This window comes from Streptomyces sp. NPDC030809 (genome assembly GCF_055572195.1).
Map to the genome: position 1 here is coordinate 172042 of NZ_JBVIDV010000008.1, position 14755 is coordinate 186796.

Sequence of the window (14755 nt, forward strand, 5' to 3'; positions counted from 1 at the left end):
TGAGGCATCACGTGCCCGCCGCAGTCCCGCGGCCCGGCACGCCCCGAACGTACGGCCGCGGCAGCGAGGGGAGTTGACCGTCCGTGCCCGCCGACTTTCCCCGGAGCGCACACCTGGCCCGGAGGGCCGCCGGCCGGTCGTCGTGGGCGGCCGCGTCGCGTCCGGGGCGAGTAGCGCCCCGGGACAGGGCCCCGGCCACGGGTGCCCCTGGCGTAAGGACGCCGATTTCCATCAGCGGGAATCCTGCATTCCGTGAGGCGATATCGGTCACTCCGGATGTGAAAGATCCTTTACCGGGTGGTGAATCAAGGAACGAGGATCCCGGCTGACGTGCAGCTTCTCGGATTGTCCGTTTCGCCTGGCCGTATTGGATCCGGTCACCGGAGCGGAAAGATCTGTTCGAGGGGGAAGGGTGAGATTAATGTCCGTCTCGCGTTCCGGGGCGATTCTGAAATCGTCGGCCCGCAGTATTCCGCCACTCCAAGGGAGAGAAGTGAAGAACAAGCTCAAGTCCGTCCTCGTGGGACTCTGCGCCCCCGCGATCCTCGCGCTGGCAACGGCCCCCGCCCACGCGCTCCCCGGGTGGGACCTCACCCACACCGATGCGGACATCGCAGGCACCTGGGCCCACGGCTCCCTCTGGAAGGGATACGACGGTCGCTGGTACCTCGCCGGCAAGGTGAGGGACACCATGAGCGACGGAAAGGGTGCCGCCGTGCGCATCGTCGCGCTGTACAACGACGGCGGCAGTCGCAGTGAGAAGGTCTGGAACACCTCGGGATACCAGACGGACGAACCCATCTCCTATAATTTTGCCTCGAACATGAAGAGCATGTACTTGCAGGAATGCCAGTTGGTCAAGGACTCCGTCACCAAGGAAATCGATTACGGCCAGTGCGCGAGCGTGCATTTCATCGCCCGCGACCTGTAGCAGAACGGCAGGCGAATTAAGCCGGGCGCACAGGAATGCGGATTGGCCGCATTCCTGTGCGCCCCGCCCCGTGCCTGCGGAGGCCGGGTCGGCACTGGTTCGACCGCCTTCCCGGCACGGGATCGGGTGGCAGGTCCCCGCCGCGCGCCGACCTCTCCGGACACGGGCCGCGGCGCCGGAACGGGCGACCGTGTCAGGCGAGGAGGGCCAGGGCGCAGGCGCCGCAGAGGTCCACCACGCCGCACCACTCCGCCCAGGCGCGCGGGACCACGCCGCCGGTGCGGTGGTGGGCGAAGTCCCAGACGGCGTGGCCCAGCCAGCCGCCGGCCAGCAGGTACAGGCCGAAGGGCTCGTCCACCGCCAGCGCGCCCAGCGCCACGGCTGCGAAGCCCGCAAGCCCGGCGAGTTGCAGCACGAGGGTCCGCGGGGTGCCCCACGCCCGGCGGAACGTGCCGAACAGCAGGTAGCACACCGGCATGGTGATCAGCAGGCCCGCGAGGAAGCCCCGCCCCGGGAGGCCGTCGGCGAAGGTCACGACCGCGAGCGCGAGCGCGAACAGGGTGGGCCGGCGCCGGCCGAGAGCGGCCAGGAGGGAACGACGGCGGTGGGGCCGGGCGGGACCGCGGTCGTGCGGGACGGGTTCTGTCATCACGGGTGTCTCCAAGTGAGGCGGCGCGGCAGGGTCCCTCCACTGTCCGCAGGCCGCACCCGCGTGGCAGCAACGGGCCGGATCCCTGTCCGTTCTCTTGGGCTACGCGTCCGTCCGGCATAGGGTCGGCCCATGGGGGAGCGGCTGATGGTGGTGGTCGGTTACGAGTCGGCCGAACTGCTCGACATCGCCTGCGTGACCACCGGCCTGGCCATGGCCAATGCCCTCGGCGCGCCGGACAGGCCGTACCGGGTGAGCCTGGCCGGTCCCGGCGGCGCCCCCGTCGTCTGCGGCTCGGGTCTCGTCCTCCAGGCCCAGCAGTCCCTGGAACGCGTCGTCGGCCCGCTCGACACCCTCGTCGTCTCCGGCGGCATCGGCTTCGAGCGGGCGGCCGAGGACCCGCGCCTCGTCGGACACGTACGGCGCCTGGCCGGTGAGAGCCGCCGGGTCGCGTCGGTGTGCACGGGGGCGGCCGTCCTGGCGGCCGCCGGACTGCTGGACGGCCGGCGCGCCACCACCCACTGGCGGTACGCGTCCTGGCTCGCCGGGAAGCACCCGCGGGTCACCGTCGACGCGGACCCCATCTACATCCGGGAGGGGAGCGTCTACACGGCGGCCGGGATCACCAGCGCCCTGGACCTCACCCTCGCGTTCATCGAGGAGGACCACGGCGCCGAACTCGCCCGCCAAGTGGCCCGGGACCTGGTCACCTACCTGCACCGTCCCGGCAACCAGGCGCAGATGAGCCTGTTCACCGCCGCACCGGCCCCCGCCGACGACCTGGTCCGCAAGGTCGTCGAGTACATCGTCGCCCACCCCGCCGGCGACCTGGGCACGGCGGCCCTGGCCGCGCGGGCGGGGGTGACCCCGCGCCACCTGGCGCGGCTGTTCACCCAGCACACCGGCCAGGCCCCCGCCCGGTACGTGCGCCGGGCCCGCACCGAGGCCGCCGCCCACCTGCTCGCCTCGACCGACCTGCCCGTCGCCGCCGTGGCGGACCGCTGCGGCTTCGGCACGCCGGAATCCCTGCGCCAGGCCTTCACCGACCACTTCGGCACCTCGCCCTCCCGCTACCGCGCCACCGTCCGTTGAGAGGCCCGGCGCAACGCCGAGATCGGCACCCTGCGCGACCAGGGCCGCTTTTCGCGTAGCCGGCCCGTCAGCCGGTGACCGTGTCGGCGTGCCTCAGGGCGGCCCCCGGACGCCCCAGCGGCGCGGCCGGGCCCCGTCACCGCGCGCGCTGGGCCATGGATCATGCGTGCGAACGCTGTCAAGGGTTGACCTTGAGCCCTTTTTCCCGGCAAATCAGCCGCTGCCGGTCATGCGTGCAATTCCGTTGCTACGTTCTGCCCGTCGTGACAGCGGCATGAGCCGCAGTCCTTGGCCTGGAGGCTATGCATGAGCATCCGAGAACGGCAGTTGAAGCGGCGCGGTGTGCCGGCGCGGGCGCGGAGCGGTGAACCGGCCGGCGCCTTCCGCGGGGCGGGGAGAGTCCGTACGGGGATGGCGGCCGCCAGAGGCAGAGTCGCGGCGGTGATCGGAGCGATCGCCCTGGTCGCCACCGCGTTGCTCGCCGGTACGTCGGTCTCCGCCGCCGCGGCGGAACGGGGGGCGCAGGCGGCGACATCCGGGTGGGAGTGCTCCGGGACACCCATTCCGGCCGGGTACGTCATCACCGACTACAACCGCAACCTCTGCAACGGCCAGGGCGCCTGGTACCAGCAGCCCGCCTATGACGGCGTGTGGGCCTGCTCGGGCTCGCCCATCGTGCCGGGGTACGTCATCACCGCCAGCAGCCCCAACCTCTGCAGCGGTCGGGGCGCGTGGTACCACCAGCTGGAACGTGACGGCATATGGGCCTGCTCGGGCTCGCCCATCGCCTCCGGCTACGTCATCACGGACAACAACCGCAATCTCTGCAACGGTCAGGGCGCGTGGTACCACCAACTGGCCCGTGACGGCATATGGGCCTGCTCGGGCTCGCCCATCGCGCCCGGCTACGTCCTCACCAACAACAACGCCAACCTCTGCAGCGGTCGGGGCGCGTGGTACCACCAGCTGGTCTATGACGGCGTGTGGGCCTGCTCCGGCTCACCCATCCCGCCGGGCTACCGCGCCACCAACACCAACAACCGCAACCTCTGCAACGGCCACGGTGCGTGGCTCGTCACGCGCGTCTGAACCATCCCGATCGCGCAGGCCGGAGGCACCGCACCCCGCGGCGCCTCCGGTGCGGCAACGCAAAGCCGTCGAGCGCCTGGGCCTGGGCCCCGACGCCTACACGCCCGGGGGTGTCGTGCGCAGGCCTTCGAGGAGGGCGGCCAGGTAGCGGTGCGCGGTGTCGACCCGGTCGCCGGGGGTGCCGCCGCCGTGGACGCTCACTGCGTGGGCGATGCCGCACATCAGCGGGACGAGGTCGGCGGCCGCGAGGTCGGGGCGGACCACTCCCGCATCGCGGGCCCGGGCCAGGAGGGTGGCGCCGGCCGACGCCAGTGACTCCTTCAGTTCCGTGGTGCGCGGCACGGCGTCCGTGGCCGCCGCGGCGACGGGCGGCAGGGCGGCGTCGGTGACCTGAGCTTCGACGGTGTGGAAGAGGAAGCCCGTCAGGCCGCGCCAGGGGTCGGCATCGGTCAGCGCCTGCCGCCCGTGGGCGGCCAGGGCCTCCAGGCACGGGGCGGCGACGGTCTCCAGCAGTGCTTCGGGCGTGGCGAAGTGCCGGTAGACGGTGCCGACCCCGAGCCCGGCCCGGCGTGCGACGTCGTTGAGCTGCAACGGTGTGCCCTCGTCGACCAGGTCGCGGGCGACGGAGACGATCCGCTGCCAGTTGCGGGCCGCGTCCTTGCGTAGGGGCGTCGTCATGAGGACATGCTAATCGGATGGTTCATCCGGATAGTCCGCCGCCCGCCCGGTACCCGCCCGGTACCCGCAGCGCCGCCCTCCCCGTGCGGCGCTCAGGCGGGGGCGAGCGGCGCATGCTGCTCGCTGAGACGGCGTACGGCTTCGGCGACGCGGGGGTCGGCCGCCGCCCGGTGCGGGGTGACCGGGTGCGCCTGGGCCCCGATGACGATGCCGGTGCGGCCGGTCAGCGTCTCGTCCGTGGCGGCCGCGAGGGAAGGCCTGGCTGCCGCGGACGCCGGACCCGAGGTCGAGCGCTCGAAGGTGCGGCGCACCAGGGGCCACAGCAGCCGCAGGGCGGGGGAGACGATCTTCGGGTCGGTCATGGTGCCGTTGGTCATGTCGGTCGCGGCCCCTCCGGGATCGGCGGCGAAGACCGAGACCCCGGTGCCGTCCAGCCGGGCCGCCAGGTCCAAGGTGTAGGCCAGGTTGGCCAGCTTGGCGCGGCCGTACCAGTGGAAGCCGTAGTAGCCGCCCGGCGGCTCGACGGCGTCGAACGCGCGCTTGGCCACGGTCACCGCGCCCGACGTCACGTTCACGATCCTGCTCGGCGCACCGGCCCTGAGGGTGGGCAGGAGCAGTTCGGTCAGCAGGTAGGGCGAGAGGTGGTTGACGACGAACGACGCCTCGACCCCGCCCCGGGTCTGGCGCTCGGCGAACATCGCCCCGACGTTGTTGACCAGCACCGTCAGCGGTGCCCCCGAGGCGGCGTGGTCGGCCGCGATCGTCCGGGCGAGCGTACGCACCTGGTCGAGCGAGGCGAGGTCCGCGGACAGGAACCGGGCCGGGTGCGCCGGGCCCGCCGCATTGATCCGCTCGACAGCCCCGGCCCCCCGCTCCGGGTCCCGCCCGACCACCGTCACCGCGAACCCGGCGGCGGCCAGCCCCAGCGCCGTCTCCAGGCCGATGCCCCCCGTCCCGGCCGTGACCACAGCCGACTTCTTCATGCGTTCCTCCACCCCGAGAACCAACCGGATAGGTCATCCGCTTAGTTGGAGGGTAGCACAATCGGATGACTTATCCGCTTGAGTCTGCCGCGGCAGCGGCAGCGGCAGTCCGGCCGCCCGGCCGGGGACTGAGATGGCGGGGGTCAGGCGAGGAATCGGGCGATGCGCTCGCCCCATGTGGCGACGTCGGCGCGGGACCGGGAGACGTGCAGGTCGGCGTCCGCGAGGCAGTCGGCCAGGGCCTCGGCGGTGGAGAGGGGGTGTCCCGGGTCGTCCGCCCAGGTGAGGATGAGCGCGGGGTGCCGGAGGGCGGCGAGTTCGGCCGGCGCGGGCAGGTCCGAGTCGGCCAGCCCGCGCAGGACGGACGGCAGGAGGGCGGCGGGCGGCGTGGGGGAGGGCACGGCGATGTCTGCCACGACCGCGGGCGGCGGCCGGTCACGGCGGCCGGCCCGCCAGGCGTCTGCACCCTCGCGCTCGACGGTGTCGGCCGCGGCGCGGTTGCCCCGGGCGTAGGCGGGCCTGGTCGCCCAGGCCGTGGGCGGCAGGAGCAGGCACAGCCGGGCGAAGCGGGCCGGCGCGCGGACCGCCGCGTGCAGGACCGTGCCGCAGCCCATCGACGCGCCGATGGCGTCCACGGGCCCGGTGACCCGCAGGTGGCGGAGCAGGGCGAGGAGGTCGTCCGCGAGGGAGGCGTACGTGTAGTCGGCGGGGACGGGTTCGCCGGTGGACCCGGCGTGTCCCCGGGCGTCGTACCGGATCAGGCTCCGGCCGGCGTCCAGGAGAGGCGCCCAGCGGAACAGGCCCATCCGGTCCTCGCAGGCCCGGCCGGCCAGCCCGCCGTGCGCGTACACGGCCGGCGGGCCGATGCCGGCCACCTCGTAGGCGATGTCCGCGCGGCGGTGGCGGAAGCGGCCCTCCTCGGAGGGGTGGATTCCCAGCGTCCCCACGGTCCTCACCTGCGCGCGTCCCGTTCCCGGCCCCCGCTCGACAAGGCTATGCCCGCCCGTCGCCCGTCGCCCTCCGGCGGTTGGCGCGTACGGCGGGCGCCGGTGCGTGCGTCCGGCGGCCGGCACGCGTACGTCCGACCGCCGGGGCCCGTTCAGCGCTTCGGGAACGCGGCCTTCAGGTAGGCGTCCAGGCGGGCGGTCAGTGCGGCGTGGTCGGCCGTTTCCTCGTGCCGCAGGGTGAGAGGTGCCACGGCGGTCCCGGGCCGTACGTCGATCTCGTCCGGCAGGACGGCCAGCAGCAGCTCGACCGTGCCGAGCCGGTACTCGGCCGGGAACGACAGCTCGATCTCCTGCCACCAGTCCACGTCCTGGCGGGAGTTGTGGGCGACGCCGGGCTTGACCTCGGCCTCGCGGTGCCGGAAGCCGAGCTCCTCCAAGGACCGCAGAACGGCCGCCTGCGAGGGCAGGGCGTGCACTTCCAGCACGTCCAGGTCCCCGCGGTCGACCGCCTTGTCGACGGCGAGCTCGGTGCGGACCGCGCAGTAGGCGCCCTGGAGCGCGCGGCCGTTGGCGTGCGTGAGCGGCATGGCGAGCGGCAGCGGGAAGGAGAACGTCTCGGTGCGGGTCTTCCCCGCGGCGAGCGTGAACGGCCCGGTGACATCCCGGCTCGCCATCCGGCGCAGGTAGCGGGCCTCGCTGCCGTGGCCCTCGAAGCGCACCAGCAACTCGACCGTCAGCTGCTCGATCTCCATGTCCGCGGCGCCGCCGCGCACGGTCACCGTCCCGGTGACCTCCTCGCCGGGCGCGTACCGCGTCCGGTCCAGCACCGTATCGACCTCGGGCGCTCCCACGCCCAGCGCGCCCAGCAGCCTGCGGAAAGCCATCTCGGTTCCTCCCCCTCTTCGTACTCTCTCGGACCGTGCGCGCACTCTGTGAACCAGCCCTGCCGCGACGGTGCCGCCCACGGTAGCCGCCGTCCGTCGGCGGCGGACCGGCGGGCCGCCCGGGCGCGGCCCCCGGCGCGCGGTCCTCCTCGCGTGCTTCGCGCTTCGCGTCTCGGGCCGCACGTTCGGGCCGGCCGGGGGCGCAGGAATCGCCACACGCGCGTGATCGCCGTCAGAACAGGGCCAGACCCTCGCCGCCGGTGTCCGCGATGACCGGCCGGAACTCCGTGGGCAGACCGTCGAGACGGTCCGGGCCTGCTGCGGCGGCCACCTCGGGCGCCGTTTCGGCCAACCAGGTGCCGAACCGTTCGGCGGCCTCCCGGTAGGGCACCCGCGCCAGGACACGGTGCTCGCCCGCAGGGCAGAAATCGACCGACACCGTCAGCAGGCAGGAGCGGGGCGCGTTCTGACTGCCCGTCCACGACACCCGCAGCACCCCGCACGGCTGACGGCCGCGAGCGCTCCGGTGCGTCGGGCGAAGGGGGCGGCAGGCGGTGTGGGCGGTCCATGCCGCCAGGTGCGGCAGGGGCAGGGTGGTACGGGCCCGGCAGCCGGGGCAGCGGTGCCAGTGGCCGAGCCAGTCGGCGGCGGCGGTGTCGAACAGGCGCGTATAGCGGCCGGCGACGCGGATGTCGTTGCGGTACAGGTGGTCCGGGCGCTCCAGTGTGTTGCAGGAGGGGCAGACGGGGGCGCGGACGTAGCCGTGCTCGTGGCAGTGGTCGAGTACGGCGGCGGGGGCGGTGCGGCAGACCGCGCACATCCACCCGGCCACCTTGCGGGCGAGACCGGGCCTCCTGCTGAGCGCCGAGTACAACTGGCCCCTCAGCTCACCGTTGTACGGACGCGGGGAGGCGGCGGTGGCCTCAGGGCGGCCGGGCGGTCGGCGCTCGGCGGCCGCGGTCTGCCGCGGGCGCGTGGCTTCCCCGGTGCTCGTTCCGGTCCCGGTCCCGGTGCCGGTCCCGGTCCTGGTGCGGGTGCCGGTTCCGGTGCTGGTCCCTGTTCCGGACCCGATCCCGGTCCCGGTCCCTGTTCCGGACCCGGTAGGGGCGGCCGCGGAGGCCGGAGCGGTCTGCAGCCAACGGGCCTCGGCGTGTTCGGCCGCGTCCAGCAGCCTGACCACGGCTCGCGGAAGCCACCACGTCCGCTCTCCCTGGTGGCCGCTCCTCGCCACGGCGATCCGCTGCCAGTCGACCCCCGCGAGAGGGCGGGGCCGACCGCTGCGCACCCGCGCCCGTCCCTCGGGACCCACCGCATCCTGAAGTTCCTGCACGATGTGCCGGCGCCAGAGCCGCAGCCCGCCGTCGACCTGCCGCCGCTCCTGATGCGGCACCCCGCGGAACGGACCGATGCGTACCAGGTCCTGGTCGTCGACCGCGAGGGAGTTCAGTTCCGCGGCCGCCCGGCGCACTCCCGTCTCCGGTACGCGCCACACGCCGCCGTCCTGCACCGCCTCCACCACACGGGCGCCGAGCAGCACGTACCCCACCCGGCCGCCGGCAAGAGGGCGGGGCGCCGTCCCGGACACCGTCGGCACAGCAGCACAGGCCGTCAAACCGGCCCACAAGTCGTCCGCAGCGCCCCACACGATCAGTCGGTCTGCCGGGCACGGGACCGCACGCTCTGACATGCCCACAGGCTAACCGCCCCGAGCGCGGCCCTCGCCGCCGCCGAGCGGTTCCACGTCGAGGGCCTCGGCCCGACCCCTCCGTGGCGCTCGGCGACCAGGGCCCCGGGCGGGCACGATCCGCTGACGGTCGGCCCGCCCGGCGGCGTCTGGCACCTCAAGCCGACGTGCGACCCCCTGAGACTCCTCAAGGGGCGCACTCAGTCCGCGTCGACAACCGTCGTACGTACGGGTGTTCCGGCCTCCACCGTCCGGCTGACCGTGCAGAGCCTGTCGTGGGAGGTCTTCACCGCCCGCGGCAGGATCGCCCGCGCCCGGTCGCCGGCCTCGCCCTCGGGGAAGGTGACGGTGAAGGCGACGGCCAGGTCCGTCAGCAGGTTCCCGCCGCCTTCGTCCGTGACCTTGTGCCCGCTGACGTCCAGCGAGAAGACGGCCGGCTCCGTGTGCCGCGTGGTCGCCGCGTCCACATCGGCCGCGGAGCACCCGCCGATCGCCGCCAGCAGCAGCTCGACCGGGGTGAACCCGGCAGCATCCCCGGTGCTGAAGGTGACGGTGTCCCCCCGGGAGTTGGTCGCGGTGAACACCCCGGGGGCAGTCCGCTCGACGGTGACGGAACGCAAGGAATCAGAAGTCATACCCAGACGGTAACCGCACGCCCCGACCGGCCCCCGACCGGCACGCCTCACCCCGGCGCCCGCCCGCCCCGGCTCCGCGTCCGCACGGACCCGACCGCCTCAGGGCGCCCGGCGGAACGCGGCTCTGTAGGCACTCGGGCGCCGGCCGGTGTGGCGGGCGAAGAGTGCGGCGAAGGTGCCCGGGTCCTGGTATCCGACGGCCGCCGCCACCGCGGCGACGGTGTGCTCGGTGGACTCCAGCAGATGGCGGGCCCGCCGCACCCTGGCGGCCTGGAGGTGGACCAGCGGGCTGTGGCCGGTCTCCTCGGCGAAGCGGCGCAGCAGCGTACGGGTGCTGACCTGGAAGGCGTCCGCCAGGGTGCCGAGGTCGTACCGCTCGGCGAGGCTCTGGTCGAGCCGCCGCATGACCCGCTGGGAGAACTCGCGGCCGGGCTGGGGCAGGAGCCGGGGATCGACGTACGGGGTCTGGGAGCTCCGTACGTCGTCGAGGAGCGCGACACGGGCGGTGGTCCGGGCCACCCGGGCGCCGTAGTGCCGGCGGATCAGGTCCAGGGCGAAGTCGTGCATGGCACTGAAGGCGGCCGTGGTCGTCACGCCCCTGTCGGTGACGACCAGGTGCTGGGGCTGCACTTCGGCTTCGGGACAGCGCCGGGCCAGGTCTTCGGCGTGCAGCCACGAGGTGGTGGCCCGGCGCCGGTCGAGGAGGCCCGCCTCGCCGAGCAGGAACGCGCCGACGCACAGGGAGACGACGGCCGTGCCGGCTCCGGCCTGCGCCCGGATCGCCGCGGTCTCCGGGGTGAGGCGGTCGAGCAGAGCGTCGAGATCCGTACCCGGACCCAGTTCGAAGCCGGGGACCACCAGAACGTCGACCTCGCGCAGGGGCCGCACGTCCAGACGGGTGCCACCCGAAGCCGTGACCCGGCGGCGGGGCGACACAACCGTCACCCGGCAGCCGGGCGCATCCGGCCCGGCGGCGAGCCCGGCCATCGTCAACAGGTCCGGCACGCCGAACACTTCGGACGCGAAGCAGCCCGGGTACGCCAGGACCCCGACCCGCAGATCCCCCGGCCCCTCGCCGCCCGCCGGAGGCTGCCTGTCCTGCGCTCCCACCCGTCCCCCCTGTTGCCGCGCACCGCGTCCCACCTCCGCCCAGGGTATGGCGAGATCGCCCCCGGCACCGGCGATCCCGCCCCTCACGCGGGCGCCGGTTTCGCGTCAGGCTGGCCCCATGACCGAAGACGATCCCCTCACCGACTTCATCCGCCGGACCGTCGCCGTGGAGGGGGTGGAGAAGACGGTGCATGTGGCCGGGGCCGGCCCTGCCGTCGTGGTGCTGCCGGAGATGCCGGGCATCAGCCCGCACGTCCTGCGGCTCGCGCGGTGGGTGCGGGACGCGGGCTTCACCGTCCACGTGCCCTCCCTCTTCGGGACGGACGGCGCCTTCCCCACGGTAGACCGCGGCCGGGAAACCGTCCGCCGCGCATGCGTCAGCGCGGAGTTCCGCGCCTTCGCCGGGGGCGGCACCAGCCCGGTGACGCTCTGGCTGCGCGGCCTGGCACGCCAGGCCCACGCGGAGTGCGGGGGGCCGGGGGTGGGGGCGATCGGCCTGTGCTTCACGGGGAACTTCGCCCTCACCATGGCCCTGGAGCCCGCCGTGATCGCCCCGGTGGTCAACCACCCCTCGCTGCCGCTCGACGACCCCGGCGGGATCGAACTCGACCCGGCGGACGCCCGAGCGGTACGCGACCGCCTCCACCGCGACGGACTCACCGTCCTCGCCTACCGCTTCGAGGGCGACCGCTGGTGCACCGAGCAGCGCTTCGCAGCCTACCGAGCCCTGCTGGGCGACGCCTTCGACGGACGCGTCCTCCCGGACACCGCCGCCAACCCGGCGCCGCCCCCTTTCTTCACCGACCTGGTCGGTACGCCGCACAGCGTGGTCACCGCCCACCTCGTCGACGAGGCGGGCCACCCCACGGTCAGGGCACGGGACGAGATCCTCACCTTCCTCACCGCCCGCCTGCATCCGCACACGCCCCGTCCCGCCGCCTGACCTGCGGGCTCGGTTGGGTCGGGCGGTGCGGAGGGGGGAGGCATGGTGATGTCGTCAAGCCTTGTCGCACTGCGGCGATTCTTCCGGCCTCACGTTCCATTCCTCGGCACTCACGGCGTTGGGCCTTCCCGACGGCTTCCAGGTGTCTGTCTTGGTCAGCCTCTTGCCGCTGATGCGCTCCCAGGCGGTCCCGTTCGGGTCCATGAACTGCAGCCGGACCTTGGCCAGGTCGCCGTCTGCGAGCCTCACGGTCGGCTCCTTGCCGGCCATGGACCTGCGCAGATCCCCGGCCGGGATCAGGAGCGTCTTGCACGGCTTCACCAGATCCAGGTCCCAGGACACCTTGCGCTCCGGAAGTGCGAGCCGCATCGACATCACCCGGGAGTTGCCGTTCACCACATGCAGCACCGACCCGTCCCAATACAGGTCGACGAGGTTGGCGTAGACCTTGTCTCGTGTGTCCCGGGCGAGGTTGTCCATCGCCTCGGCGCGCTGTTCCTCCTTGCCCGCGCGCTGTTCGGCCCGGATGCCGAGGACCAGCCCGGCCAGGGCTGCGACCACTGTGATGGCTGAGACGGTGAACCGCCCGAGATCCATCATCGTGACGCGGTGCCGTTCGGTGTCCGCTGCGGTGCCACCGGCAGCTGCGGCGTCTCGCGGCGCACTTCCTCCTGCCGGGCCGCCTGCCGCCTCGGATGCGCTGCCCCCGGCCGCCGAGGCCGGCGGTGCAGAGGAAGCCGGTGCAGAGGAAGCCGGTGCTGCACCGGAGGTGACGGGCGGGCTTTGCTCGCCTTCGGGTCCGGTCATCGGAGTCCTTTCGTGGATACCCCCGGCTTCAGCCGAGGGAGGAAGCGAAACTCCTGCGGAGCAGGGTAGGGGATGCCGGTTCGTCCCCTGGGCGGAACGGCGTTGTCGGCGGCTGCCGGTACGTTGCTCGCGTGCCTGCGGTACTCGTTTCGGATCGAGCCGACTGCGGGCCGGCGCACGGCGCCGGCCCGTACGTTCGGCTGCGCCCGGGTGGTCTGCAACGATGCGCTGCCCGCCCGGAAGACCGCCTACCGGGGTGGCCGGCGCCCGCTCCGAGGCCGGCCGGCACAAGGGCTGTTACTCGGATCGTGATCGCCTGCTCACGGGCCTGCGTGGAGGCCCTGGCGCGCCGGACCCGCGCCGGGTCGTCAGCGAGCCGACTCGGCGAACGGCAGCGTCCGTTCCGTCTCGCCTTCTGCGCGGAGGAACCGGTCGGCTTCTTGACGGACCTGTTCCCACACGGGGTGTGTGCCGAGCCCTGAGACGTTCCAGACGGCGGACCCCTCGTCCGCGGTCAGGCGGTTGAGCAGGTCGTCCATGTGCGCGAGCTCGGAGAGCGCTTCGGGGGTGAGCCAGCCCTCGTCTGCGAGCTGCCGTGCCATCACGGCGGCGTCGTCGAAGTTCAGGGCGATCTCGTCGACCGGGACGGCGTGTTCCTTCAGCCAGGCCACCTGCTCAGGTGCGGGAGCGGCCAGCAGCGCCACTGCGGCCAGGAGCTGCCGGTACAGACCTTCCCAGTTCGTGTTGTTCACGACACGATCATGTCACCCTGCTGCACGGAAGCCGATCGCCGCAGGCCCGTTGAAGAGCGCGACCGCGTCGGCCACCTGCCGGTGGTCGCGCCAACGCCCCGGTGACCGGGCACAGGCCGCAGCCCAGCGTGACACACTGACGGCTCAGGCCGCAGCGAGGGGGAGGGCCCGAGTGGATCTGGAGATCGAGAGCCGGCCTTCGGAGCTGCCTTCCATCGAGCGGGTATGGCGCAGCCGCAGTATCGGCGCGGGCCGGATGACCTCGATCGCGGCCTCGCACTGGGACCTCGTCTTCTGGAAGCACGACGGAAAAGTGCAGGCGGCCGTGGTGGGCCCGGAGCCCGAGGCGCGCTCAGCTCCGGTCCCCGAGGACGCCACGTTCTTCGGGATCAGTTTCGCCCTGGGCACCTCGATGCCTCACGTGCCGATCAGCCGGCTCGTGGGCGGTGGTGCGGAGATACCCGACGTGACGCGGCGCTCGGTCTGGCTGAAGGGCTCGGCCTGGCACATACCCGACTACGACAACGCGGAGGCCTTCGTCCGGCGCATGATGCGTGAGGGCGTCGTGGACTGCGACCCGATCGTGCCCGCCGTGCTCGGCGGCGCGGCCCTCGATGTCTCCGAGCGGACCCTTCAGCGGCGTTTCGTTGCGTCGACGGGCCTCACCCAGGGCGCCATTCGGCAGATCCAGCGCGCCCGCGAGGCAGCGGTGCTGATTCAGGGAGGGACGCCGCCCCAGGAAGTCGTCCACCTGCTGGGCTATTTCGACCAGCCGCATCTCTCGCGGTCCTTGACCCGGTTCATCGGCCGGACCGCGACCCGGCTGGCGGCTCCGGACGGTGCCGAACCACTGTCGCTTCTGTACAAGCCCTCTTCTTCGGTCGACTCGTAGTCTTCCTGACGTAGCCGACGGGGTCGGTTCCCCCCCCGGCCGGACGGCCCGGGACGCGGCAGACGACCCCGAACTCTTCTCACGGAGGAATCATGCGCAAGGTCGTCTCGGGTCTCTTCGTCTCGCTCGACGGTGTCGCCCAGTCGCCGAACGAGTGGCAGTTCGCCTTCGACGAGGAGATGGGGGCAGCGCTGGGCGAGACTCTGGAGACGGCCGACACGATCCTGATGGGCCGTGTGACGTTCACCGAGTGGGCCGGCTACTGGCCGACGGTGACCGAGGGCGAGGACGCCGGATTCGCCAAGTGGATCAACGATTCGCCCAAGTACGTCGTATCCTCCACGCTGGACAGCGTCGAGGGCTGGGCGAACAGCACGCTCGTCGACGGCGATCTCGCGACCGCAATCGAGAACCTCAAGGCGGGCGAGGGCAAGGACATCACCGTCGCGGGCAGCCCCACCCTGGTGCGTTCGCTGCTGGAACAGGATCTGCTGGACGAACTGGTGCTGCTGATCCACCCGGTGGTCGCCGGCGAGGGCCGCAAGAAGCTGTTCGCCGACGACGCCACCCTGAAGAAGCTGCAGCTGGTGAGCGCCCGGCCGACCAGCAGCGGAGTGATCATCGCCACCTACCGGCCACTGCGCTGAGCGCCGCCGGGCGCGGGCCGGGCGCGGGCCGG

The 14755-nt window shown here is 72.9% G+C and carries 17 protein-coding genes; 7 read left to right on the forward strand and 10 right to left on the reverse strand.

What is annotated here, in order from left to right; translation table 11 throughout:
• The first annotated feature begins 493 nt into the window (after positions 1-493).
• A complete protein-coding gene (locus ACZ407_RS13685) occupies positions 494-931 on the forward strand; it encodes a hypothetical protein (protein ID WP_468128231.1) in 438 nt (145 codons plus the stop codon).
• Positions 932-1124: 193 nt separating this feature from the next.
• Here the strand turns inward: ACZ407_RS13685 and ACZ407_RS13690 are convergent, their stop codons facing one another.
• The gene (locus tag ACZ407_RS13690) at positions 1125-1580 is read right to left on the reverse strand and encodes a hypothetical protein (protein WP_468128232.1); all 456 of its coding nucleotides are present in this window, start codon (positions 1578-1580) and stop codon (positions 1125-1127) included.
• 132 nt (positions 1581-1712) lie between these two features.
• Between ACZ407_RS13690 and ACZ407_RS13695 the strand changes: the two genes are divergently transcribed.
• Together ACZ407_RS13695 and ACZ407_RS13700 are read left to right on the forward strand one after the other, a co-directional pair.
• Positions 1713-2672: a GlxA family transcriptional regulator gene (locus tag ACZ407_RS13695; protein ID WP_468128233.1), complete on the forward strand. Its 960-nt coding sequence runs from the start codon at positions 1713-1715 to the stop codon at positions 2670-2672.
• Positions 2673-2978: 306 nt separating this feature from the next.
• Positions 2979-3761 carry a hypothetical protein gene (locus ACZ407_RS13700; protein WP_468128234.1) on the forward strand — a complete coding sequence of 261 codons (783 nt, stop codon included), beginning with the start codon at positions 2979-2981 and terminating at the stop codon, positions 3759-3761.
• A gap of 96 nt (positions 3762-3857) precedes the next feature.
• Here ACZ407_RS13700 and ACZ407_RS13705 read toward each other — a convergent pair whose 3' ends face one another.
• From ACZ407_RS13705 to ACZ407_RS13735, 7 genes are all read right to left on the reverse strand, one after another.
• A complete protein-coding gene (locus ACZ407_RS13705; RefSeq protein ID WP_468128235.1) occupies positions 3858-4439 on the reverse strand; it encodes a TetR/AcrR family transcriptional regulator in 582 nt (193 codons plus the stop codon).
• Positions 4440-4531: 92 nt separating this feature from the next.
• Entirely contained in the window at positions 4532-5422 is an 891-nt protein-coding gene (locus ACZ407_RS13710; protein ID WP_468128236.1) for an SDR family NAD(P)-dependent oxidoreductase, read from the reverse strand.
• Positions 5423-5565: 143 nt separating this feature from the next.
• Positions 5566-6369, reverse strand: coding sequence for an alpha/beta fold hydrolase (locus tag ACZ407_RS13715; RefSeq protein WP_468128237.1), 804 nt, complete (start codon positions 6367-6369; stop codon positions 5566-5568).
• Positions 6370-6521: 152 nt separating this feature from the next.
• Complete coding sequence (locus tag ACZ407_RS13720; RefSeq protein ID WP_468128238.1) at positions 6522-7253, reverse strand: sporulation protein; 732 nt, start codon at positions 7251-7253, stop codon at positions 6522-6524.
• Between the two features lie 232 nt (positions 7254-7485).
• Positions 7486-8838, reverse strand: a complete 1353-nt coding sequence (locus tag ACZ407_RS13725; protein ID WP_468128239.1) for an endonuclease domain-containing protein — start codon at positions 8836-8838, stop codon at positions 7486-7488.
• Positions 8839-9137: 299 nt separating this feature from the next.
• Positions 9138-9572 carry an OsmC family protein gene (locus tag ACZ407_RS13730; protein ID WP_468128240.1) on the reverse strand — a complete coding sequence of 145 codons (435 nt, stop codon included), beginning with the start codon at positions 9570-9572 and terminating at the stop codon, positions 9138-9140.
• Between the two features lie 99 nt (positions 9573-9671).
• Positions 9672-10577, reverse strand: coding sequence for a GlxA family transcriptional regulator (locus ACZ407_RS13735; RefSeq protein WP_468128241.1), 906 nt, complete (start codon positions 10575-10577; stop codon positions 9672-9674).
• Positions 10578-10800: 223 nt separating this feature from the next.
• Between ACZ407_RS13735 and ACZ407_RS13740 the strand changes: the two genes are divergently transcribed.
• Positions 10801-11625: a dienelactone hydrolase family protein gene (locus ACZ407_RS13740; RefSeq protein ID WP_468128242.1), complete on the forward strand. Its 825-nt coding sequence runs from the start codon at positions 10801-10803 to the stop codon at positions 11623-11625.
• 54 nt (positions 11626-11679) lie between these two features.
• On the opposite strand, the gene ACZ407_RS13745 is transcribed toward ACZ407_RS13740, so the two are convergent.
• Positions 11680-12432, reverse strand: a complete 753-nt coding sequence (locus ACZ407_RS13745; RefSeq protein ID WP_468128243.1) for a hypothetical protein — start codon at positions 12430-12432, stop codon at positions 11680-11682.
• A gap of 72 nt (positions 12433-12504) precedes the next feature.
• On the opposite strand from ACZ407_RS13745, the gene ACZ407_RS13750 reads away from it, so the two are divergent.
• Positions 12505-12744 carry a helix-turn-helix domain-containing protein gene (locus ACZ407_RS13750; RefSeq protein ID WP_468128244.1) on the forward strand — a complete coding sequence of 80 codons (240 nt, stop codon included), beginning with the start codon at positions 12505-12507 and terminating at the stop codon, positions 12742-12744.
• A gap of 56 nt (positions 12745-12800) precedes the next feature.
• Here the strand turns inward: ACZ407_RS13750 and ACZ407_RS13755 are convergent, their stop codons facing one another.
• On the reverse strand, positions 12801-13184 hold the full coding sequence (locus tag ACZ407_RS13755) for a hypothetical protein (RefSeq protein ID WP_468128245.1): 384 nt from the start codon (positions 13182-13184) through the stop codon (positions 12801-12803).
• A gap of 172 nt (positions 13185-13356) precedes the next feature.
• Here ACZ407_RS13755 and ACZ407_RS13760 point away from each other — a divergent pair, with 172 nt between their 5' ends.
• Both ACZ407_RS13760 and ACZ407_RS13765 read left to right on the forward strand, forming a co-directional pair.
• A complete protein-coding gene (locus tag ACZ407_RS13760) occupies positions 13357-14076 on the forward strand; it encodes a helix-turn-helix domain-containing protein (protein WP_468128246.1) in 720 nt (239 codons plus the stop codon).
• Positions 14077-14168: 92 nt separating this feature from the next.
• Entirely contained in the window at positions 14169-14723 is a 555-nt protein-coding gene (locus ACZ407_RS13765; protein WP_468128247.1) for a dihydrofolate reductase family protein, read from the forward strand.
• Positions 14724-14755 lie beyond the last annotated feature (32 nt).

Bases quoted from the DNA above. Each gene is read 5' to 3' on its own strand.
- ACZ407_RS13690 (WP_468128232.1), bottom strand. From the start codon at position 1,580: ATGACAGAACCCGTCCCGCACGACCGCGGTCCCGCCCGGCCCCACCGC.
- ACZ407_RS13695 (WP_468128233.1), top strand. From the start codon at position 1,713: ATGGGGGAGCGGCTGATGGTGGTGGTCGGTTACGAGTCGGCCGAACTG.
- ACZ407_RS13700 (WP_468128234.1), top strand. From the start codon at position 2,979: ATGAGCATCCGAGAACGGCAGTTGAAGCGGCGCGGTGTGCCGGCGCGG.
- ACZ407_RS13705 (WP_468128235.1), bottom strand. From the start codon at position 4,439: ATGACGACGCCCCTACGCAAGGACGCGGCCCGCAACTGGCAGCGGATC.
- ACZ407_RS13710 (WP_468128236.1), bottom strand. From the start codon at position 5,422: ATGAAGAAGTCGGCTGTGGTCACGGCCGGGACGGGGGGCATCGGCCTG.
- ACZ407_RS13720 (WP_468128238.1), bottom strand. From the start codon at position 7,253: ATGGCTTTCCGCAGGCTGCTGGGCGCGCTGGGCGTGGGAGCGCCCGAG.
- ACZ407_RS13730 (WP_468128240.1), bottom strand. From the start codon at position 9,572: ATGACTTCTGATTCCTTGCGTTCCGTCACCGTCGAGCGGACTGCCCCC.
- ACZ407_RS13740 (WP_468128242.1), top strand. From the start codon at position 10,801: ATGACCGAAGACGATCCCCTCACCGACTTCATCCGCCGGACCGTCGCC.
- ACZ407_RS13745 (WP_468128243.1), bottom strand. From the start codon at position 12,432: ATGACCGGACCCGAAGGCGAGCAAAGCCCGCCCGTCACCTCCGGTGCA.
- ACZ407_RS13750 (WP_468128244.1), top strand. From the start codon at position 12,505: ATGCCGGTTCGTCCCCTGGGCGGAACGGCGTTGTCGGCGGCTGCCGGT.
- ACZ407_RS13765 (WP_468128247.1), top strand. From the start codon at position 14,169: ATGCGCAAGGTCGTCTCGGGTCTCTTCGTCTCGCTCGACGGTGTCGCC.